The 19,439-nt window shown below is 59.5% G+C and carries 18 protein-coding genes and 1 tRNA gene; 12 read left to right on the forward strand and 7 right to left on the reverse strand.

Annotated features, from left to right (window positions below; translation table 11 throughout):
* Position 1 precedes the first annotated feature (1 nt).
* Both JFT63_RS12555 and JFT63_RS12560 read left to right on the forward strand, forming a co-directional pair.
* Positions 2–3,745 carry an EAL domain-containing protein gene (locus JFT63_RS12555; RefSeq protein WP_198844077.1) on the forward strand — a complete coding sequence of 1,248 codons (3,744 nt, stop codon included), beginning with the start codon at positions 2–4 and terminating at the stop codon, positions 3,743–3,745.
* Between the two features lie 15 nt (positions 3,746–3,760).
* A tRNA-Ile gene (locus tag JFT63_RS12560) sits at positions 3,761–3,837 on the forward strand.
* Positions 3,838–3,885: 48 nt separating this feature from the next.
* Here the strand turns inward: JFT63_RS12560 and JFT63_RS12565 are convergent.
* Together JFT63_RS12565 and JFT63_RS12570 are read right to left on the reverse strand one after the other, a co-directional pair.
* Positions 3,886–4,287 carry a type II toxin-antitoxin system HicB family antitoxin gene (locus JFT63_RS12565; RefSeq protein WP_057702301.1) on the reverse strand — a complete coding sequence of 134 codons (402 nt, stop codon included), beginning with the start codon at positions 4,285–4,287 and terminating at the stop codon, positions 3,886–3,888.
* Between the two features lie 52 nt (positions 4,288–4,339).
* Positions 4,340–4,522, reverse strand: a complete 183-nt coding sequence (locus tag JFT63_RS12570) for a type II toxin-antitoxin system HicA family toxin (protein WP_082629601.1) — start codon at positions 4,520–4,522, stop codon at positions 4,340–4,342.
* A 279-nt stretch (positions 4,523–4,801) separates the two neighbouring features.
* On the opposite strand from JFT63_RS12570, the gene JFT63_RS12575 reads away from it, so the two are divergent.
* From JFT63_RS12575 to pqqE, 9 genes are all read left to right on the forward strand, one after another.
* Positions 4,802–5,248: an Lrp/AsnC family transcriptional regulator gene (locus JFT63_RS12575; protein ID WP_003194755.1), complete on the forward strand. Its 447-nt coding sequence runs from the start codon at positions 4,802–4,804 to the stop codon at positions 5,246–5,248.
* Between the two features lie 167 nt (positions 5,249–5,415).
* Positions 5,416–7,098: a flavin monoamine oxidase family protein gene (locus tag JFT63_RS12580; RefSeq protein WP_057702300.1), complete on the forward strand. Its 1,683-nt coding sequence runs from the start codon at positions 5,416–5,418 to the stop codon at positions 7,096–7,098.
* 10 nt (positions 7,099–7,108) lie between these two features.
* Positions 7,109–7,903, forward strand: a complete 795-nt coding sequence (locus tag JFT63_RS12585) for a carbon-nitrogen hydrolase family protein (protein WP_057702245.1) — start codon at positions 7,109–7,111, stop codon at positions 7,901–7,903.
* 48 nt (positions 7,904–7,951) lie between these two features.
* On the forward strand, positions 7,952–10,327 hold the full coding sequence (pqqF, locus tag JFT63_RS12590; RefSeq protein WP_198844078.1) for a pyrroloquinoline quinone biosynthesis protein PqqF: 2,376 nt from the start codon (positions 7,952–7,954) through the stop codon (positions 10,325–10,327).
* Between the two features lie 158 nt (positions 10,328–10,485).
* Positions 10,486–10,560 carry a pyrroloquinoline quinone precursor peptide PqqA gene (pqqA, locus tag JFT63_RS12595; protein ID WP_003194766.1) on the forward strand — a complete coding sequence of 25 codons (75 nt, stop codon included), beginning with the start codon at positions 10,486–10,488 and terminating at the stop codon, positions 10,558–10,560.
* 71 nt (positions 10,561–10,631) lie between these two features.
* Positions 10,632–11,543 (forward strand): pyrroloquinoline quinone biosynthesis protein PqqB, encoded by a 912-nt coding sequence (gene pqqB, locus JFT63_RS12600; protein WP_198844079.1) that lies wholly within the window; start codon positions 10,632–10,634, stop codon positions 11,541–11,543.
* Between the two features lie 11 nt (positions 11,544–11,554).
* Complete coding sequence (pqqC, locus tag JFT63_RS12605) at positions 11,555–12,307, forward strand: pyrroloquinoline-quinone synthase PqqC (protein ID WP_017138042.1); 753 nt, start codon at positions 11,555–11,557, stop codon at positions 12,305–12,307.
* On the forward strand, positions 12,304–12,579 hold the full coding sequence (pqqD, locus tag JFT63_RS12610; protein ID WP_057702242.1) for a pyrroloquinoline quinone biosynthesis peptide chaperone PqqD: 276 nt from the start codon (positions 12,304–12,306) through the stop codon (positions 12,577–12,579). The genes pqqC and pqqD overlap by 4 nt, the downstream gene beginning before the upstream one ends.
* Complete coding sequence (pqqE, locus tag JFT63_RS12615) at positions 12,572–13,702, forward strand: pyrroloquinoline quinone biosynthesis protein PqqE (RefSeq protein ID WP_189663632.1); 1,131 nt, start codon at positions 12,572–12,574, stop codon at positions 13,700–13,702. Before pqqD ends, pqqE begins: the two co-directional genes overlap by 8 nt.
* A 5-nt stretch (positions 13,703–13,707) precedes the next feature.
* Here the strand turns inward: pqqE and JFT63_RS12620 are convergent, their stop codons facing one another.
* From JFT63_RS12620 to JFT63_RS12635, 4 genes are all read right to left on the reverse strand, one after another.
* A complete protein-coding gene (locus JFT63_RS12620) occupies positions 13,708–13,866 on the reverse strand; it encodes a YqaE/Pmp3 family membrane protein (protein ID WP_003194776.1) in 159 nt (52 codons plus the stop codon).
* A 93-nt stretch (positions 13,867–13,959) separates the two neighbouring features.
* Positions 13,960–14,277: a helix-turn-helix domain-containing protein gene (locus JFT63_RS12625; RefSeq protein ID WP_198708085.1), complete on the reverse strand. Its 318-nt coding sequence runs from the start codon at positions 14,275–14,277 to the stop codon at positions 13,960–13,962.
* The gene (locus tag JFT63_RS12630; RefSeq protein WP_198844080.1) at positions 14,261–14,626 is read right to left on the reverse strand and encodes a type II toxin-antitoxin system RelE/ParE family toxin; all 366 of its coding nucleotides are present in this window, start codon (positions 14,624–14,626) and stop codon (positions 14,261–14,263) included. Before JFT63_RS12630 ends, JFT63_RS12625 begins: the two co-directional genes overlap by 17 nt.
* A gap of 225 nt (positions 14,627–14,851) precedes the next feature.
* Positions 14,852–16,114, reverse strand: coding sequence for an aspartate aminotransferase family protein (locus JFT63_RS12635; RefSeq protein WP_198844081.1), 1,263 nt, complete (start codon positions 16,112–16,114; stop codon positions 14,852–14,854).
* Positions 16,115–16,323: 209 nt separating this feature from the next.
* Between JFT63_RS12635 and JFT63_RS12640 the strand changes: the two genes are divergently transcribed.
* Positions 16,324–17,223 carry a LysR family transcriptional regulator gene (locus JFT63_RS12640; RefSeq protein WP_198844082.1) on the forward strand — a complete coding sequence of 300 codons (900 nt, stop codon included), beginning with the start codon at positions 16,324–16,326 and terminating at the stop codon, positions 17,221–17,223.
* Positions 17,224–17,449: 226 nt separating this feature from the next.
* Here the strand turns inward: JFT63_RS12640 and JFT63_RS12645 are convergent, their stop codons facing one another.
* Complete coding sequence (locus JFT63_RS12645) at positions 17,450–19,228, reverse strand: acyl-CoA dehydrogenase C-terminal domain-containing protein (RefSeq protein WP_198844083.1); 1,779 nt, start codon at positions 19,226–19,228, stop codon at positions 17,450–17,452.
* Between the last annotated feature and the right edge of the window lie 211 nt (positions 19,229–19,439).

Here is a 19,439-nt window from a genome sequence, read left to right on the forward strand (position 1 = left end):
TATGCCCAGATTGCCGACTGTGTTGCTACTGTCGCTGCTGACCTGGACCGCAACGGCTGGCGCGTTGACTCTCACGGAGGATGAGCGTAGCTGGTTGGCGGACCATCAGGAGCTTCGCCTTGGGGTGGACGCGTCCTGGCCACCCTTCGAATACAGAGACGAAAATGGCCGTTACCAAGGCCTGGCTGCCGATTATGTACGCCTGATCCAGGACCGACTGGGTGTCAGGATCAAGCTGATAGAACCGGAAAACTGGACCGCTGTCCTTGAACAAGCCCGGAGCAACCAGCTCGACTTGCTACCCGGCATCATGTCCACTCCGGAACGCCAAAGCTTCCTGGCCTTTACACGCCCCTACCTCGACTTCCCGATCGTCATTCTCGCCCATGAAGGCGGCGCGAAACCCCGTAATCTAAAGGATTTGTACGGGCTGAAAATTGCCGTGGTGGAAAACTATGCGCCCCATGAATTGCTGCGCACCCACCATCCGGACCTGAATCTCGTGGCGATGCCCAACGTCAGTTCGACGCTGCAAGCCCTGGCCACCGATGAAGTGGATGCGGTCGTTGGCGATCTGGCGTCCAGCGTCTGGAGCCTGCGCCAACTGAAACTCGATGGTTTGTACGTCAGCGGCGAAACGCCCTATCGCTACCAACTGGCAATGGGCGTCCCGCAGGAACAGAAAATGCTGGTGGGCATCCTGGATAAAGTCCTCGCCGACCTCAGTTCATCCGAAACCGATGCGATCCAGCAACATTGGGTCGGCAGTTTCACCGATCACCGCACCTTTTGGGTCGACTTGCTGAAGTACGGCCTGCCCGCCGTATTGTTGCTCAGCACCGTGCTGGCCGTGGTCATTCGGATCAATCGCCGGCTCAGCTCCGAAATCTCCCGCAGGGTCGCCCTTGAACAAGAACTGCGTAGCAGCGAATACCACTATCGCGGCCTGGTAGAAAGCCTGTCTGCCATCGCTTGGGAAGCGAGCATCAGCGACTTCACCTACAGCTATGTGTCGCCCCATGCCGAAGACTTGCTCGGCTATCCGCGCGCCCACTGGCTGATTCCGGGCTTCTGGCGCAACATCATTCACCCCGCCGACCTCACGCGCACCGAAGCGTATTGCTACCGAGAAACCCGTGCCAACCGCGATCACAGCGTCGATTACCGGGTCATCACCGCAGACGGCCGTTGCCTGTGGGTACGCGACATTGTCAGCCTGATCGAACACGGCCATGAGCCAGTGCTGCGCGGCCTGATGATCGATATCAGCGAAGCCAAGCGCACCGAGGAAGCCCTGCAACTGTCCGAGCAGAAATTTGCTTCGGTGTTCCAGCAATGCCCCGACATCCTGGTGATTGCCAGGCTATCCGATGGCTGCCTGCTGGAGGTCAACAAGGCATTCGAGGACCAGATTGGCCTGAGCTTTGATGAGGTCGTGGGCAAAACCGCCCCGGACCTGAACATATGGGGCATTCAGGGCGTCGGCCCGGATTTGCTGCAACGGGCACAGACCACCAGCATCCGCAACCTGGAAATGTCCTTCCTGCGCAGCAATGGCCAGGCGTTTACGGGGCTGATCTCAGCCGAGCCTTTCCAACTCGACACCACCGAAGCCCTGGTGGTGGTGGTGCGCGATATCACTCAGCTCAAGGAAACCCAACAGCAGCTGCAAACCTCCGAAGAGAAATTCGCCAAGGCATTCCATGCATCCCCCGATGGTTTGCTGCTGAGTCGCCAAAGGGATGGCCTATTGATTGAGGTGAACGAAGGTTTCAGCCATCTGACCGGCTTCACCAGCGCCTCTTCGCTCGACCAATCAGCCATGGACCTGGGTATCTGGGTCGACCTCAACGAACGCAAGCAGATGCTGGAATTGATGCAGCGCGACGGCTTCGTACGTGACTTCATCTGCCATATCCGTCGCGCCGACGGCCAGATTCGCCTCTGCGAAGTCTCCAGCCGCCCCCTGCCCATCGGTGACGAAGACTGCATGTTGACCATCGCCCGAGACATCACCGAACGCCAGCAGATGCAGGAAAAACTACAACAGGCCGCCACGGTATTCGAAAGCACCGCTGAAGGCGTCCTGATCACCGACACACGGCAGAACATCAGCGCGGTCAATCGCGCCTTCAGCGAGATCACCGGCTACAGCGAAGCCGAAGCCCTCGGCCATACCCCGCGCCTGCTCGCTTCGGGGCTGCATGACAGCGCATTCTATGCGGCGATGTGGCACCAATTGACGGCCCATGGGCACTGGCAGGGGGAGATTTCCAACCGTCGCAAGAACGGCGAGGTGTACCCAAGTTGGCTGACCATCAGCGCCGTGCGTAACCACGACCAATTGATCACGCACTTCGTTGCCGTGTTTGCCGACATCTCCAGCCTCAAGCTGGCCCAGGCGCGCCTGGACTATCAGGCCCACCACGACCCGCTGACTGGCCTGCCCAACCGCACGCTGTTTGAAAATCGACTGCAGGCTGCCCTAAACGGCCAGCAGGAAAGCGGCAGGCAAGGCGCAGTGTTGTTTCTTGACCTGGATCGCTTCAAACACATCAACGACAGCCTCGGCCACCCGGTCGGTGACCTGCTGCTCAAAGACATCGCCGTGCGCCTCAAGCAGCAACTGCGCGACGTCGACACCGTTGCCCGCCTGGGCGGGGATGAATTCATCATCTTGCTGCCCGGCTTGCAGCAGCCCGGCGATGCCCAGCATCTGGCGAACAAATTGCTCGACTGCTTCACTCCCCCGTTCCAGGCCGGTGAACACGAGTTTTTTATCAGCGCCAGTATCGGCACCAGCCTCTATCCACAGGACGGCACCGACGTCGCCACCCTGGTCAAGAACGCCGACGCTGCGATGTACCGCTCCAAGGCAAAGGGCCGCAACCGTGTCGAAAGCTATACCCGTGACCTGACGGCCCAAGCCAATGAACGCGTGGCGCTGGAACACGAGCTGCGCCGCGCCATCGAACGTGAAGAACTGAGCCTCTATTACCAACCCAAGCGCAGCCTGTTGACCCAGGAGCTGATCGGCGCCGAAGCCCTGATCCGCTGGCATCACCCGACCTTGGGCGACGTGCCGCCCGAGCACTTCATCGCTCTGGCCGAAGAGAACGGCACGATCCTGCAGATTGGCGACTGGGTGCTGGAACAAGCCTGCCGCCAGTTGCACGCCTGGCAAGAGGCTTTTGACGATTTCGGGCCACTGTCGGTCAACCTCGCAGGCGCGCAACTGCGTCACCCCAACCTACTGTCACGCATCGAGCAACTGCTGCGCGACTACCGCCTTGAACCGGGCTGCCTGCAACTGGAGATTACCGAAAATTTCATCATGAGCCAGGCCGAAGAAGCCCTGGGCGTTCTGCATCAACTCAAACGCCTGGGCGTGCAACTGGCGATCGATGATTTCGGCACCGGCTACTCGTCCCTCAGCTACCTCAAGCGCCTGCCCCTGGACTTCCTCAAGATCGACCAATCCTTCGTTAGGGGCCTGCCCGACGACCCCCACGACGTCGCCATCGTGCGCGCCATCATCGCCCTGGGCCACAGCATGCAATTCACCATCATCGCCGAAGGCGTGGAGACCCCAGCGCAGCAAACATTCCTCGCCGCCGAAGGCTGTGAACAGATGCAAGGCTACATCGTCAGCCTGCCCCTGCCACCGGAGCTTTTTGCCGCGAGCTTCCTTCGTACGAAGCTGGAGGATTTTTCGGATGGCACAGTGAACAAACCATCGTTATAATCCGCGACCTACTGAGGGCCTATAGCTCAGTTGGTTAGAGCAGGGGACTCATAATCCCTTGGTCGCAGGTTCGAGTCCTGCTGGGCCCACCACACAAGAAAGCCGCGCATTGCGCGGCTTTTGTGCATCTGGCATTTCACTCAAGCGGACAATTCACGCAGCGCCGCCGTCGCCAAAAAACCTGATCGCGAAGCGTAGCGATGATCTTTTTGCACGCGTTCGTCAATCCGGTGAAGAAGCTGCTCGGGTAAAGAAGCATTGAACCGTACCGACTTACCCAAGTAAGGCGTGAGATCAAAATCAACAATCGCCCAGACACCACCGGCGTAGTCCGGATTTTCGAGATGAGCATCAACCTCTTGCGCCTGCGGAAGGTTTTCCTCGTCGGCAACCAGCCCCTCGAGGTGCAGCGCCAGCGCCTCCCGTACATTATCCAACGCTTCGGAAAACGAAGAGCCCGCCGAGAAGCAACCGGGTAGATCAGGGACTGTTACGCTGTAATCCGAATCAGCATCTTTATGTACTACCACTGGAAATTTCATCATTCCTCCTCTGAACAAGCCCACTGGGCTCCTTCACCGTCAGCCTGGCTCATCACTTAAGCCCTGCTGATTTAAAAATACTATGCAAAGTGCCTTTGGCAATCTCTGACTTGGGATGAGGGACGGTCACTCGCCCCCGCTTTATAGGATGTTTGAACTGGTGATGACTGCCCTTTGTCGCCACCTCAAACCATCCATCCGCAACCAGCAGATCAATTACCTCTCTACTTCTCATCGCCCCACCTTGCAGTGTGTATACTACACACTACCAATGAGCAGCGCGCTTTTTACACACACAAACATACCAATGAAAAGACCGTCCAACCTTTGAACGGGCCCCAGACAAAATATGATGACAACGAGGTAGACCGTCTCACCAGCAAACTTCTGTCAGTTTTTATGCACTGGAGCGTTAAGCTCCCTAGCGGGTCACGCTCAAACCTTCCGTGTCTGCCATCTCGGCCAAACATGCCTGTAACATAAATCCCGATTACACCCCGCACCGGAGTCCTCCTTGCCCGCCCTAGACGAAATCGACCGCCAACTGATCGCCGCCCTGCAGCTCAATGCCCGCGAAAGCGTGGCCATGCTTGCCCGGCAATTGGGGATTGCGCGCACCACCGTCACGTCACGCCTGGCACGCCTGGAGAAAACCCAGGTGATTACCGGTTACGGCGTGCGCCTGGGCCAGCGCGTCGCGGACGGGGGTTTGCAGGCTTATGTGGGGATTACCGTGCAACCACGCTCTGGCAAAGAAGTGCTGCGCAGGCTGAGTGCGATGGCGCAGGTGCAGCAGTTGTGCGCGGTAAGTGGTGAGTTCGATTACGTGGCGTGGCTGCGCACCGATTCGCCGGAACAGTTGGATCAATTGCTCGATCAGATCGGCAGTGTCGACGGGGTGGAGAAAACCACCACGTCGATCATCCTCAGTAACAAATTGGACCGCGGACAACCAATCTGATCATCATGATCGTCGATTTGACTAAAAACAGTGCAATCCGACGACACATTGCGTCTTATTAACGAGCGCAACGCTCCCTAAACTGGCTGCCATCTTTTTCTATACTCCACGGGCCCCCTCCCGCCGAGCCGTCAGTAAGGTCAGCCATGAGCATTCCGTCCAGCACTATCAGCAAGACCAATCGCCACCCCGCAGACGGCAAGAAGCCCATCACCATCTTCGGTCCGGATTTCCCGTTTGCCTTTGATGACTGGATCGAGCACCCCGCCGGCCTGGGCAGTATTCCCGCCGCCAACCATGGCGCCGAAGTGGCGATCGTGGGCGCGGGTATCGCTGGCCTGGTCGCGGCCTACGAGCTGATGAAGCTGGGCCTCAAGCCAGTGGTGTATGAAGCCTCGAAGATGGGTGGCCGCTTGCGCTCCCAGGCCTTCGAAGGCGCCGAAGGCATCATCGCCGAGCTGGGCGGGATGCGTTTTCCGGTGTCGTCGACGGCGTTCTATCACTACGTAGACAAGCTGGGCCTGGAAACCAAACCCTTCCCCAACCCACTGACCCCGGCATCCGGCAGTACCGTGATTGATCTGGAAGGCCAGACCCACTACGCGCAAAAACTCTCCGACTTGCCTGCGCTGTTTCAGGAAGTAGCCGATGCCTGGGCCGACGCCCTGGAAGCCGGTTCGCAGTTTGGCGATATCCAACAGGCAATCCGCGACCGCGATGTGCCGCGGCTCAAGGAACTGTGGAACACGCTGGTGCCACTGTGGGATGACCGTACCTTCTACGACTTCGTCGCCACTTCCAAGGCCTTTGCCAAGCTGTCGTTCCATCATCGCGAGGTGTTTGGTCAGGTCGGTTTCGGCACCGGCGGCTGGGACTCGGACTTCCCCAACTCCATGCTGGAAATCTTCCGCGTGGTGATGACCAACTGCGACGACCATCAACACCTGGTCGTAGGCGGCGTAGCGCAAGTGCCCATGGGCATCTGGCGCCATGTGCCGGAGCGCTGCGCCCATTGGCCGGCCGGCACCAGCCTCAGCTCGCTGCATAGCGGCGCACCACGGGCGGGGGTCAAACGCATTGCTCATGCCGCCGATGGCCGTTTCGCCGTCACTGACAACTACGGCGATACTCGCGAATACGCTGCGGTGCTGACCACCTGCCAAAGCTGGCTGCTGACCACCCAGATTGAATGCGACGAAACCCTGTTCTCGCAAAAAATGTGGATGGCCCTGGACCGCACGCGCTACATGCAGTCGTCGAAAACCTTCGTGATGGTCGATCGCCCATTCTGGAAAGACAAAGACCCGCAAACCGGCCGCGACCTGATGAGCATGACCCTCACCGACCGCCTGACCCGCGGCACCTATCTGTTCGATAATGGCGACGACAAGCCGGGGGTGATTTGCCTGTCGTACTCATGGATGAGCGACGCGCTGAAAATGCTGCCTCAGCCTATCGACAAGCGAGTCAAGCTGGCTCTGGACGCGCTGAACAAGATCTACCCCAAAGTGGATATCAAGGCGCGCATCATCGGCGATCCGATCACGGTTTCCTGGGAAGCCGACCCGCACTTCCTCGGGGCTTTCAAAGGCGCACTGCCCGGCCACTACCGCTACAACCAGCGGATGTACGCGCACTTCATGCAGAAAGACATGCCCGCCGAACAACGCGGGATCTTCATTGCCGGTGACGACGTATCGTGGACACCCGCCTGGGTCGAAGGGGCCGTACAAACCTCGCTGAACGCGGTATGGGGCATCATGAGCCACTTCGGTGGCAGCACCCACCCAGAGAACCCGGGCCCCGGCGATGTGTTCGATGAAATCGGGCCAATCGCCCTGGCCGAGTAAGGAGTTGAACATGCGTGTCGCCCTGTACCAATGCCCACCACTGCCGCTGGATGTGGCCGGTAATATCCAGCGCCTGCGCCAGTTGGCGCAAGAGGCATCCGACGCCGATGTGCTGGTACTGCCGGAGATGTTTCTCTCTGGCTATAACATTGGTGCCGAAGCTGTTGGCGCGCTGGCCGAGGCTCAGGATGGGGTGTCTGCCCAGGCAATCGCCGAGATTGCGCAAAACGCCGGGCTGGCCATTCTGTATGGCTATCCGGAGCGGGCAGACAATGGGCAGATCTACAACGCCATACAACTGATCGACGCCGACGGTCAGCGCCTGTGCAACTATCGCAAGACCCACCTGTTTGGTGATCTGGACCGCGCCATGTTCAGCGCCGGCGACGATGATTTCCCGGTGGTGGAGCTTAACGGCTGGAAGTTGGGTTTTCTGATCTGCTACGACCTGGAGTTTCCGGAAAACACCCGGCGTCTGGCCCTGGCCGGCGCCGAACTGATCCTGGTACCTACCGCCAACATGGTGCCGTTCGACTTTGTCGCCGACGTCACCGTGCGTTCGCGAGCCTTTGAAAACCAGTGTTTTGTGGCCTATGCCAATTATTGTGGGCACGAAGGCGAGATTCATTACTGCGGGCAGAGCAGCATTGCCGCGCCGGATGGCCAACGTATCGCCCAGGCCGGCCTGGATGAAGCCTTGATCGTCGGCACCCTGGATCGCCAGTCAATCCTCAACGCCCGCGCCGCCAACCACTACCTGCAAGACCGCCGCCCCGAACTCTACGGCGCGCTTCACAAGCCCTGACCCCATGGGTTTGCTAGCATAGGCACTCCTCACGCCTCGGAAGTGCCCATGCCTGCGCCGGTTCACCCTCACCCCCTTCATCTGACCCTGGCCAATGGCCTGCGGGTATCCCTGCGCCATGCGCCGCGCTTGAAGCGTTGCGCTGCCGTTTTGCGCGTGGCTGCCGGCAACCATGATGTGCCATTGGCCTGGCCGGGGCTGGCGCACTTTCTTGAGCATTTGCTGTTTCTCGGTACCGAACGATTTCCGAGCGGGCAAGGATTGATGGCCTACGTGCAGCGCCTCGGTGGCCAGGTCAATGCCAGTACCCGCGAGCGCACCACTGAGTACTTCTTTGAACTGCCGGTGGCGGCCTGCGCTGACGGGCTCGCACGGTTGGCGGATATGTTGACTCATCCACGCCTGACACTCGACGATCAACGACGTGAACGCGAAGTGCTGCACGCGGAGTTCGTCGCCTGGTCCGAAGACGTCAAGGCACAACAGCACGTTGCGTTGTTGCAAGGGTTGGCGGCTGATCACCCGCTGCGAGGATTCCATGCCGGTAACCGCGACAGTCTGCCGGTGGAACTCGACGATTTTCAAACAGCCTTGCGCGAATTTCACCGGCACTCCTATCAAAGCGGGCAGATGACCTTGAGCCTCGCCGGTCCGCAATCACTGGCCGATTTACAAGCCCTTGCCCAGCAGTTCAGTGACGCACTGATTACCGGGCCACTGCACCCGCAAGCCGCCCCACCGCCCCTGATGCAAGGCCAGGCACGCAGTTATCAACACACCGCCAATCAGCACTTGCATCAGGTCATCACCTGTAACGCCCCCCGCCAGGCACTGGCGTTTCTCTGCACCTGGCTCAACGCCTCCGCGTCGGGCGGGTTGTTGGCCGAATTGAAAGCTCGCCAGCTGGCCAGCACGCTGCATGCGTCTGTGCTGTACCACTACGCCGACCAGGCGGTGCTGGATATCGACTTTACCCTCGATAGCAACAGCCAACCGGCGACGCAGATCGAAGCCTTGCTGTACGACTGGCTGAGTTTTTTCGCACACAGCGACTGGAATCCGTTACGCGAAGAGCTTGCCTTGCTCAATGCACGTCAGCAGCAGGTTCAAGGCGCCCTGGCCTTGGCTCGCAACGACAGCGAAGACCTGTCGGACCAAGACATTGCAGCCCTCAAGGCCATGCTTGAAACACTGCATCTGCCCGCCTCTGAACACAGCTGGCAACTCCCACCCGGCAACCCCTTTCTTCGGCCGCCGGCCAAGGAAGAACGCGCCGGTTTGATCCGCGGCCAAACCAGCGCCCATCGGGGTTTGCGTACCTTTGCGCAGGATCGCTCACGGGGTCGAAGGGAGTTATCGGCGCTGACCTTCAGCAATGTATGGGCGGATGACACCGACGAAGGCGCGCTGTACCTGCATTGGCGGTTTGAGGCTGCCGTGCCTGCCGGATTGGAAAGCCTGTTGCAGCCACTGCGCGAGCAAGCCCGTCAAGCGGGCGTCGAGTTATCCTGCGAAACCATCGGCAACGATTGGCGGGTCAACATGCACGGCCTTCACGAGCCGATGCCGGCTGTGCTCGAAGCGTTGGCGCGGTGCCTGAGCAGTTCGGATGTACATCTGTTAACACCTATGCCCACGCCGATGATCGCCATTCGCGAACTTATCAAGGCATTGCCGGCTTGCTGCGCCGGTGTTTCAGCCGACTCCTCGGGTGCACCCGCGTCCTGGTCCACCGCTCACTGGCAAGGCCTGGGCGCGGGCTTGCCGGCAGGGTGTGAAGCGGCGATCAAAATCGCAGCCGCCCGCCTGCCAGGGCAGCCGAACACCATTCAATGCACACCTGAAGTTCTCGACGGGCAGCGAATCTGGCACTCGGTAAACACCGTATCCAGCGACGCTGCGCTGCTGCTTTTTTGCCCAGCGCCAAGTCAGTCTGTCGTCGACGAGGCCAACTGGCGGTTGCTCGGGCATCTGCTCCAGGGCCCGTTCTACCAGCGTTTGCGAGTTGAACTGCAAATCGGCTACGCCGTGTTCAGCGGCATCCGACAAGTCAATGGGCAAACCGGCCTGGTGTTTGGCGTGCAATCGCCCAGCCTGTCATTGGACGCAATCGTCGAACACCTGCACACCTTCCTGCAGCAACTGCCGTCTTTGATCGAACGCAGCGCAGACGTGGGCAATCAGCTCCTTGCGCAGCAATTCACGGCCCAGGCACTTCCCGTCAGCCAGGCCGCCGATTTGCTTTGGCACGCGCAGTTGGCGGGGCATTCGTCGAGTTACCTGGATCAACTTCAACACCTGATCCAAAACCGCACACGCGAAGACTTGCAGCACGCAGCCCAACAACTGCTCGGTGCAGCAGGTGGCTGGCGCTGCGTGGCTAACGGCCTGCGTATCAGCGATGACTGGCAAGCAGGACAATGATCGTTGCCGACCCTGCAACAGGCTTTTTCCATCGGGACAGCGCTAACTTGAAAAGAATTGCGTAACATTGCGCAGCAATATCTGAACATCTCCAATGGGAGGTGGACTATATGTATTACTTGGTAGTGAACGTCCCATCCCTTGATAGGAGTAAGAATATGACCTGGTCCAAACCTGCTTACACTGATCTGCGTATCGGTTTCGAAGTCACCATGTACTTCGCCAGCCGTTGATTGGCTGAGTAATACAACGCCTCGGTTCGCCCGGGGCGTTTTTGTTTTGTGCTGTGCTTGATGGAGCGATCATGTTTGTCCAGATTCTAGGTTCCGCCGCCGGCGGTGGCTTCCCGCAGTGGAACTGCAACTGCGTAAACTGCGCAGGCTTTCGCGATGGCAGCCTGCGGGCCCAGGCGCGCACCCAGTCGTCCATCGCGCTCTCCGACGACGGAGTGAATTGGGTCCTGTGCAACGCGTCGCCGGATATCCGCGCGCAACTGCAGGGCTTTGCGCCCATGCAACCCGGGCGCGCCCTGCGCGACACCGGTATCAGCGCAATCATCCTGATGGACAGCCAGATCGACCACACCACCGGCCTGTTGAGCCTGCGCGAGGGCTGCCCACATCAGGTGTGGTGCACTGACATGGTCCATGAAGACCTGAGCACCGGCTTCCCGTTGTTCACCATGCTGACCCACTGGAATGGCGGCCTGGCCTGGAACCGCATCGAACTGGACGCCAGCTTCACCATCCCGGCCTGCCCCAACCTGCGTTTCACCCCGCTGCCGTTGCGCAGCGCAGCGCCGCCCTACTCGCCGCACCGCTTCGACCCGCACCCCGGTGACAACATCGGCCTGATCGTGGAAGACCTGCGCACCGGCGGTAAACTGTTCTACGCCCCGGGCCTGGGCAAGGTCGACGCGCCGCTGCTGGAAATCATGGGCAGCAGCGATTGCCTCTTGGTCGACGGCACGATGTGGGATGACGATGAAATGCAACGCCGCGGCGTCGGCACCCGCACCGGTCGCGAGATGGGCCACCTGGCGCAGAACGGCCCCGGCGGTATGCTTGAAGTGCTGGAGCAGTTGCCCAAGCAACGCAAGGTGCTTATCCACATCAACAACACCAACCCGATCCTCGATGAAGACTCTCCCGAGCGAGCGGAGCTGGTGCGGCGCAATGTCGAAGTGGCTTACGACGGCATGAGCATTGAATTGTAGGAGCGACCGAAATGACTGACACACCGCTGACGACCGCCGAGTTCGAAGCAGCCTTGCGGGCCAAGGGCGCCTTCTACCATATCCATCACCCCTACCATGTGGCGATGTATGAAGGCCGCGCGACCCGCGAGCAAATCCAGGGCTGGGTCGCCAATCGCTTCTATTACCAGGTGAACATTCCCCTGAAAGACGCCGCGATCCTGGCCAACTGCCCGGACCGTGAGATCCGCCGCGAATGGATCCAGCGCTTGCTCGACCACGACGGCGCACCGGGTGAAGACGGCGGTATCGAAGCCTGGCTGCGCCTGGGCCAGGCGGTGGGCCTCGACCCGGACCAACTGCGCTCCCAGGAACTGGTATTGCCCGGTGTACGCTTCGCGGTGGACGCCTATGTCAACTTCGCCCGTCGCGCCAGCTGGCAAGAAGCCGCCAGCAGCTCGCTGACCGAACTGTTCGCACCGCAGATCCACCAGTCGCGCCTCGACAGCTGGCCGCAGCATTACCCGTGGATCGACCCGGCCGGTTACGAATACTTCCGCACCCGCCTGGGCCAGGCCCGTCGCGATGTGGAACACGGCTTGGCGATCACCTTGCAGCACTACACCACCCGCGAGGGTCAGGAGCGCATGCTGGAAATTCTCCAGTTCAAACTGGATATTCTATGGAGCATGCTCGACGCAATGAGCATGGCCTACGAACTCAAACGCCCGCCCTATCACAGCGTGACCGAACAGCGGGTGTGGCATAAAGGGATCACCCTATGAGCTTTGATCGCAGCAAAATACCGACATGGCGCCAGGGCTACCGCTACCAATACGAGCCTGCGCAAAAAGGCCATGTATTGCTCTACCCGGAAGGCATGATCAAGCTCAACGACAGCGCCGCGCTGATTGGCGGCTTGATCGACGGCGAGCGCGATGTGGCAGCCATCATCGCCGAGCTGGACCGGCAATTCCCCGGCGTACCGGAACTCGGTGAAGACATCGAGCAATTCATGGAGGTCGCCCGTGCAGAGCACTGGATCACCCTTGCCTGAAAAACCCGCCATCGGCCTGCCGTTGTGGTTACTGGCCGAGCTGACCTATCGCTGCCCGCTGCAGTGCCCGTACTGCTCCAACCCGCTGGATTTCGCCGAGCAGGGCAAAGAGCTGAGCACCGAGCAATGGATCAAGGTGTTTCGCGAAGCCCGCGAGATGGGCGCCGCGCAGCTGGGGTTTTCCGGGGGTGAGCCGCTGGTGCGACAGGACTTGGCCGAACTGATCGCCGAGGCCCGCCAGCTGGGCTTCTATACCAACCTGATCACCTCGGGTATCGGCCTGACCGAGCAGAAAATCAGCGACTTCAAAAAGGCCGGGCTGGACCATATTCAGATCAGTTTCCAGGCCAGCGACGAGCAGGTGAACAACCTGCTGGCCGGCTCGAAAAAAGCCTTCGCGCAAAAACTGGAAATGGCCCGTGCGGTCAAGGCACACGGCTACCCGATGGTGCTGAACTTCGTCACCCATCGGCACAATATCGATAAGATCGATCGCATCATCGAGCTGTGTATCGCGCTGGAAGCGGATTTTGTCGAACTCGCCACCTGCCAGTTCTACGGCTGGGCGCAGCTCAATCGCGTGGGCTTGTTGCCGACCCGAGATCAGTTGGTGCGCGCCGAACGCGTCACCAACGAATACCGCGCCAAACTGGAAGCTGAAGGCCATCCGTGCAAGCTGATCTTCGTGACACCGGATTATTACGAAGAGCGCCCGAAAGCCTGCATGAACGGCTGGGGCAGCATCTTTCTGACGGTGACACCGGACGGCACCGCCCTGCCCTGTCACGGCGCGAGGCAGATGCCGGTGCAGTTTCCCAATGTGCGCGACCACAGCATGCAGCACATCTGGTACGACTCGTTTGGCTTCAATCGCTTTCGCGGCTATGACTGGATGCCCGAGCCTTGCCGCTCATGCGATGAAAAGGAAAAGGATTTCGGCGGCTGCCGTTGCCAGGCGTTTATGCTCACCGGTGACGCCAGCAATGCCGACCCGGTATGCAGTAAGTCCGAGCAGCACGGCATCATCCTTCAGGCACGGGAAGAAGCCGAACATGCCACCCAGACCATCGAGCAATTGGCCTTTCGCAACGAGCGCAACTCACGGCTCATTGCAAAAGGCTGAGGGCTTCAACGCTTGGCGATAATGTATACCGCGTGGATGATGCCGGGGAAGTAACCGCACAGGGTCAGCAGGATATTCAGCCAGAATGCACCGCCGAAGCCTACTTGCAGGAACACACCCAGTGGCGGCAGCAGAATAGCGATGATGATACGAATAATGTCCATGGGTCAGCTCCAGAAAATCGGCTCGTGTGAGCCGTGTAGCTAATCGACATTGGCGGTTCGTGAGGGTTCAGTGGATTCTGGCATTGGGCCATCTCAGGCCAGAATCTCCAGGCCATGCTTTTGCACGATGCTCAATAACTTGAGCGCCATGCCGCTAGGCCGTTTCTCTCCCGACTCCCATTTTTTGACGGTGGACGCGCTGGTGTTCAGGTAGCGGGCGAACACAGGTTGGCTGACATGGCTGCTTTCACGTAGTTGCTTGATCTGTTCGGCAGGGATTTGGTCTGGCATGGAGAAGCACGCCTCATCATATTCTCGCAGAGTGGTTTTGCTGATGGCGCCGACGGCATGAAGCGCCTTGGCTGACTGGTGAATGGACTCAAACGCCTCGCTTTTATACTTCTTGGTCATGATGTATCTCCACAAACTCCTTGAGATCCAGCATTTGCTGAATCTGCGCTTCGTTTAACCTTTCATAAGTTTTGGCCAGTGATCGAAACCAAACAAGTTCGCTCTGCGTAATGTTGCTTTGATCCTTCTTCGCGAACAGCAACTGATAAACCCAATAGTGCCTACCCTTGGCCAATATGATTGAACGATGTCGATTTTGGTTGAGGCGTTTTTTCCAGACACCACCGCCCAGATTATCTGCCTGCCCCCTCAGCATTTCGCCAAACGCCTCCCTCAACTCCGAATCGCAGATCCAGGCTTTGTTGGCCGCCTCGGCAAATCGCCGTGTTTTGAACAACCTGAGCTTCATGGAGATCCCTTCCCAAAAACATACCACCCAGTGGTATAGATTGAAAGTCGAGCACGTTGTGCCCCATCAGTGGTCCTTGCCGACGCCCGCCAAGAAACCACTGTTCCCAGAAAGGCTCAATAAACGTTTTCACACCAGAAATTACCCAGACAAAAAAACGCCCCCAGCCAAAAGAATCAGGCTGGAGGCGCCGCGTATGCCGCGAGACGGTTCAGGAAACTGGGGTCAAACGGCGATGCCCTTGCGGCATTGCACTTGGGCGGTACGCACCCGAGAAAAGGCGCGGGCAAGCCGCAGCAGCATTTCGTCGATGTGGGTTTTGCTGATGTTCAGCGCTGGGGTAAAGCGCAGGCAGTCAGGTTGCGCGGCGGTGAGAATCAGGCCTTCGTGCAGCGCGGCCTTGACCACTGCTGCGGCGCAATCGTTCGACAATGTCAGCCCCCAAAGCAGCCCGTTGCCGCGCAAGGGCCCATGGCCATAACGGTAGGCCAGGCGGGCAAGGCCTTCTGCCATGTATAGGCCGGATTCACGTAGGTGCTCCAGAAAGCCGTTCGCCAATACAGCGTCAAGTACGGCGATACCCGCAGATGCCATCAAGGCATTGCCATGATGCGTACCGTCCAGCTCGCCCGCTTCGAAGCAGCAGGCCGTGCCACGCGCCAGCAGCGCCGCCAGGGGCACCCCACCGCCCAGGCCTTTGCCCAGAGCAATGATGTCGGCGCGTACGCCGTACTGTTGTTCGGCCAGCAAGCTGCCACAGCGGCCCATGCCGGTTTGCACTTCGTCGAAAATCAGCAGAATCCCCAGCTCACGACACAGGCGTTCGACGCCCTTGAGGTAATGTTCTGTCGCGGGGATGACACTACCGCCGCTTTGTATCGGCTCCAGCATGATGGCGACGGTCTGCGCATCGACCGCTGCGTGCAGGGCCGGCAGATCGTTAAACGGCACCTGGCTGAAACCTGGCAACTGCGGTTCAAAACGGTTTTCGCAAGCCACAGCCGACGCCGACATCGCCCCAAGGCTCCGGCCATGGCAACCATTGCTTACCGTGATGATGTGGTAAGCGCCGCCACGATGCAGCTGGCCCCACTTGCGTGCCAGCTTGATGGCCGCTTCACAGGCTTCGGCACCACTGTTGAGCAAGTAGGCCTGATCGCTGCAGGTGTGATGGCACAGACGGTCGACGAGGTCCAGTTGCGCACGGTTGTGCAAGCCCAGGCCAGGGTTGATCACGGTGTGCATCTGTTCGGCAACAGCGTCGCGAACGCTCGGGGGACAGTGACCCAGGCTATTGGCGCCGCCGCCTTGACTGAAATCCAGATAGGCGCGGTCGTCAGCGTCCGAAAGCCATGAGCCCTGCCCCTGCACAAACACTTGGGGCGGGCGCGCCACAGTGGGCATCAAGCAGTGGCTGGAAACATCTGCACGCGGGGTTTGCACAACCAGGTCATCCAGACTCGGCGCACAGCGACGGAACAAGTTCACACTTCACCCCCGCTGGCAACCTGACCTTGGTCGTTGCGGCCTGCCCATTGCACCTGAAGGTTTTTTGCCTTGCCTATGTAAACGCTATCAACAAAAACGCTATTCATTGCCCGATCCGGCCCTGTAAGCCTTGCGAATAGGCGCTAGACTAGGCCTCTGGGGGGCCAGCGGCCATTTCGATTTTCCAGCTTTTTCGATAAGTAAGCCTTATGGATTTCAAGCAACTGCGTTATTTCGTCGCGGTGTATGAGGAAGGCCACGTAGGACGCGCTGCGGAGCGTCTTTCGATCTCGCAACCGGCCTTGTCGCAACAGATACGCCAACTGGAGCAGAACCTTGATGTAAGTCTGTTCGAACGCAGCAGCAAGCGCCTGCTGCCGACCCTGGCGGCGCACACCTTATACAACCACGCGTTGCCGCTCATTGATGGCATGCAACAAGCCGTCGAAGCGCTACGCAACTTCAAGGGCCAGGCCATGCGGACCCTGGCCATCGGTGTACTGCAAACCGTGCACACCAGCCTGGTGCCGCAGATGCTTGAACGTGTTCGCAAGGCTCAGCCCCATCTGGTGGTGCAGATTTACGAGCTGACGGGGCTGGAGATTGAACGGCGTTTGCTCAACGGCTCGCTCGACATCGGCATCAGCTACCTGCCGCCACGCCAGCCGGGGCTGCACGGCGTGGTGCTGTATGAAGATGAGTTGAAGGTGGTGATTCCCGAAGACCATCCGCTGCGCGAATTCAAGAAAGTCTCGCTCAAACAAGCTGCCGAGTTGCCGATGCTGTTACTGGGGGAAGAGTTTCAAGTCAGGCAGATCTGGCAGGGCCAGTTGGCCAACCTGGGGCGCCGCCCTCAGGTGCAAGCGGAGCTCAACACCATGGTGGGCATACTCGACAGCCTGCCCCACACCAAGCTGGCAACAGTGCTGCCGGGGCGTTCCCAGGACGAACACAACAGCAAGGCGCTGTTATGGAAACCCCTGAGCGAACCGAGGGTGCCGCTGAAGGTGGGGTTGGTGTGCCGCGATGTGCAACGCCAGCAGGCGACGGTCGCGTTGCTGCGCACATTACTGGAGGACGTGATGAACGCCCCGCAGGCCAGCGCCTGACTTTTTCGCAGGCAAAAGAAAACCCCGCCGAAGCGGGGCTTTGCAGACTGTTTCCCTGACATCCATTTCACTCCGCCATCCTGGCAGAATCCTACGTGTCCGTGTTGTTGCTTTGCGCTTCCTGCGCGACGTCCATGTGAAGTAGATTATCCGTGGATCCAATTTGGCGATAGAGGACGATTAGCAGCACGTCATGTAAGAGATTGCTTACACGGCCTCCCAGCCCTTAAAACAGTGCTTCATCCATCAGGAACAGCGATTCGCTACCGGCTTTTACCGACGCACTCAACGAATGAATGCGTGGCAGCAGGCGGGCAAAGTAGAATCGTGCAGTCCCCAGCTTGCTGGCGTAGAAGGCCTCCTCGGACTCCTTGCCCAGCGCGGCCTTGGCCATGCGCGCCCACATGTAGGCGTAGGCCATGTAGCCGAATGCATGCAGGTACTCCACCGACGCTGCGCCGATTTCATTCGGGTTGCTCTTGGCGCGGTCCAATACCCAAGCCGTCAATTCATCCAGGTTATCCACCGCTGCGCTGAGCGGCGTGGTGAACTCGGCCAACTCGGCACCCGATTCGGCGATGAACTGGCGGATCTCATCGGCGAACAGGGTGTAGAACGCACCGCCACTGCCAACGATCTTGCGCCCCATCAAATCCAGTGCCTGAATGCCGTTGGTGCCTTCGTAGATCTGGGTGATGCGCACGTCACGCACCAACTGCTCCTGGCCCCACTCGCGGATGTAGCCGTGGCCACCGAACACTTGCTGGCCGAGCACGGTGGTTTCCAGGCCCAGATCGGTGAGAAACGCCTTGGCCACCGGTGTCAGCAACGCCACCAGGTTATCGGCACGCTCGCGAGCCTGCGCGTCATCGCTGAACTTGGCGATGTCCAACTGCGTCGCCACGTAAGTGGAGAACGCACGGCCACCTTCGTTCGCCGCCTTCATGGTCAGCAGCATACGGCGTACGTCCGGATGCACGATGATCGGGTCTGCCACTTTATCCTTGGCCTGTGCCCCCAGCGGGGAACGGCTCTGCAGGCGGTCGCGGGCGTATTCAATTGCGTTCTGATAGGAACGCTCGCCGGACGCCAGGCCCTGGATACCCACCCCCAGGCGCTCGTAGTTCATCATGGTGAACATCGCCGCCAGGCCACGGTTAGGCTCACCAACCAGGTAACCCACGGCTTCGTCGAAGTTCATCACGCAGGTCGCGGACGCCTGGATCCCCATCTTGTGTTCAATCGAACCGCAGGTCACCGGGTTGCGTGCGCCGAGGCTGCCGTCGGCGTTCACCATGAACTTGGGCACCAGAAACAGGGAGATGCCCTTGGGCCCCGCCGGTGCATCCGGCAGTTTGGCCAGTACCAGGTGGATGATGTTTTCGGTCAGGTCGTGCTCGCCACCGGTGATGAAGATCTTGGTGCCGCTGACCTTGTAGGAACCGTCCGCCTGAGGCTCGGCCTTGGTGCGGATCATGCCCAGGTCGGTACCGGCATGGGCTTCGGTCAAGCACATGGAACCGGCCCACTCACCGGAATACATCTTCGGCAAGTACGCGGCCTTGAGTTCTTCGCTGGCGTGGGTATTGATCGACACACAGGCGCCGGAAGTCAGCATCGGATACAAGCCGAATGCCAGGCTCGACGAGTTGATCATTTCTTCGACCTGCGCCGACACCGCCTTGGGCATCCCCATGCCGCCATAGGTCGGATCGCCGCCCACACCCACCCAGCCGCCTTCGGCGTAGGTCGCATAGGCCTGGGGGAAACCGTCCGGGGTGCTCACCGCACCGTAGGTCCAATGGCAACCTTGCTCATCGCCGCCGCGGCTCAAGGGCGCGATGGATTTGGCGGTGACCTTGCCGGCCTCTTCGAGGATCGCCTCAACGGTTTCGGCGTCAACAGCGTCTGCCAATGCCGGCAATTGGGCCCAAGTCTTGGCGACTTCAAAAACTTCGTTGAGGACGAAGCGCATATCACGCAACGGCGCTTTGTAATCAGCCATGGCAAACCTCGTGAGAACGTAATAAGTAATTCGACAGGAACGGTTTTACAGGCTCCGAGTGTACCCGAACAACTTTTAAGACACATAGGGTCCTTTCGTGACCGCTAAGTACTCACAAGTCACACAAGAAGCTCGCTTGTAGGAGCGAGCTTGCTCGCGAAAAATCCAGGAACGCCCCGCTAAACCAGGCGTGCGCGAATCGTTAAAGTTC

The organism is Pseudomonas sp. MF7453, from assembly GCF_016405455.1.
GTDB classification, from domain to species: Bacteria; Pseudomonadota; Gammaproteobacteria; order Pseudomonadales; family Pseudomonadaceae; genus Aquipseudomonas; species Aquipseudomonas paralactis.

Bases quoted from the DNA above. Each gene is read 5' to 3' on its own strand.
- JFT63_RS12630 (WP_198844080.1), bottom strand. From the start codon at position 14,626: ATGAAGCTCAGGTTGTTCAAAACACGGCGATTTGCCGAGGCGGCCAAC.
- pqqC (WP_017138042.1), top strand. From the start codon at position 11,555: ATGACTGACACACCGCTGACGACCGCCGAGTTCGAAGCAGCCTTGCGG.
- pqqF (WP_198844078.1), top strand. From the start codon at position 7,952: ATGCCTGCGCCGGTTCACCCTCACCCCCTTCATCTGACCCTGGCCAAT.
- pqqD (WP_057702242.1), top strand. From the start codon at position 12,304: ATGAGCTTTGATCGCAGCAAAATACCGACATGGCGCCAGGGCTACCGC.
- JFT63_RS12645 (WP_198844083.1), bottom strand. From the start codon at position 19,228: ATGGCTGATTACAAAGCGCCGTTGCGTGATATGCGCTTCGTCCTCAAC.
- JFT63_RS12565 (WP_057702301.1), bottom strand. From the start codon at position 4,287: ATGAAATTTCCAGTGGTAGTACATAAAGATGCTGATTCGGATTACAGC.
- pqqB (WP_198844079.1), top strand. From the start codon at position 10,632: ATGTTTGTCCAGATTCTAGGTTCCGCCGCCGGCGGTGGCTTCCCGCAG.
- JFT63_RS12625 (WP_198708085.1), bottom strand. From the start codon at position 14,277: ATGACCAAGAAGTATAAAAGCGAGGCGTTTGAGTCCATTCACCAGTCA.
- JFT63_RS12555 (WP_198844077.1), top strand. From the start codon at position 2: ATGCCCAGATTGCCGACTGTGTTGCTACTGTCGCTGCTGACCTGGACC.
- JFT63_RS12570 (WP_082629601.1), bottom strand. From the start codon at position 4,522: ATGAGAAGTAGAGAGGTAATTGATCTGCTGGTTGCGGATGGATGGTTT.
- JFT63_RS12640 (WP_198844082.1), top strand. From the start codon at position 16,324: ATGGATTTCAAGCAACTGCGTTATTTCGTCGCGGTGTATGAGGAAGGC.
- JFT63_RS12585 (WP_057702245.1), top strand. From the start codon at position 7,109: ATGCGTGTCGCCCTGTACCAATGCCCACCACTGCCGCTGGATGTGGCC.
- JFT63_RS12620 (WP_003194776.1), bottom strand. From the start codon at position 13,866: ATGGACATTATTCGTATCATCATCGCTATTCTGCTGCCGCCACTGGGT.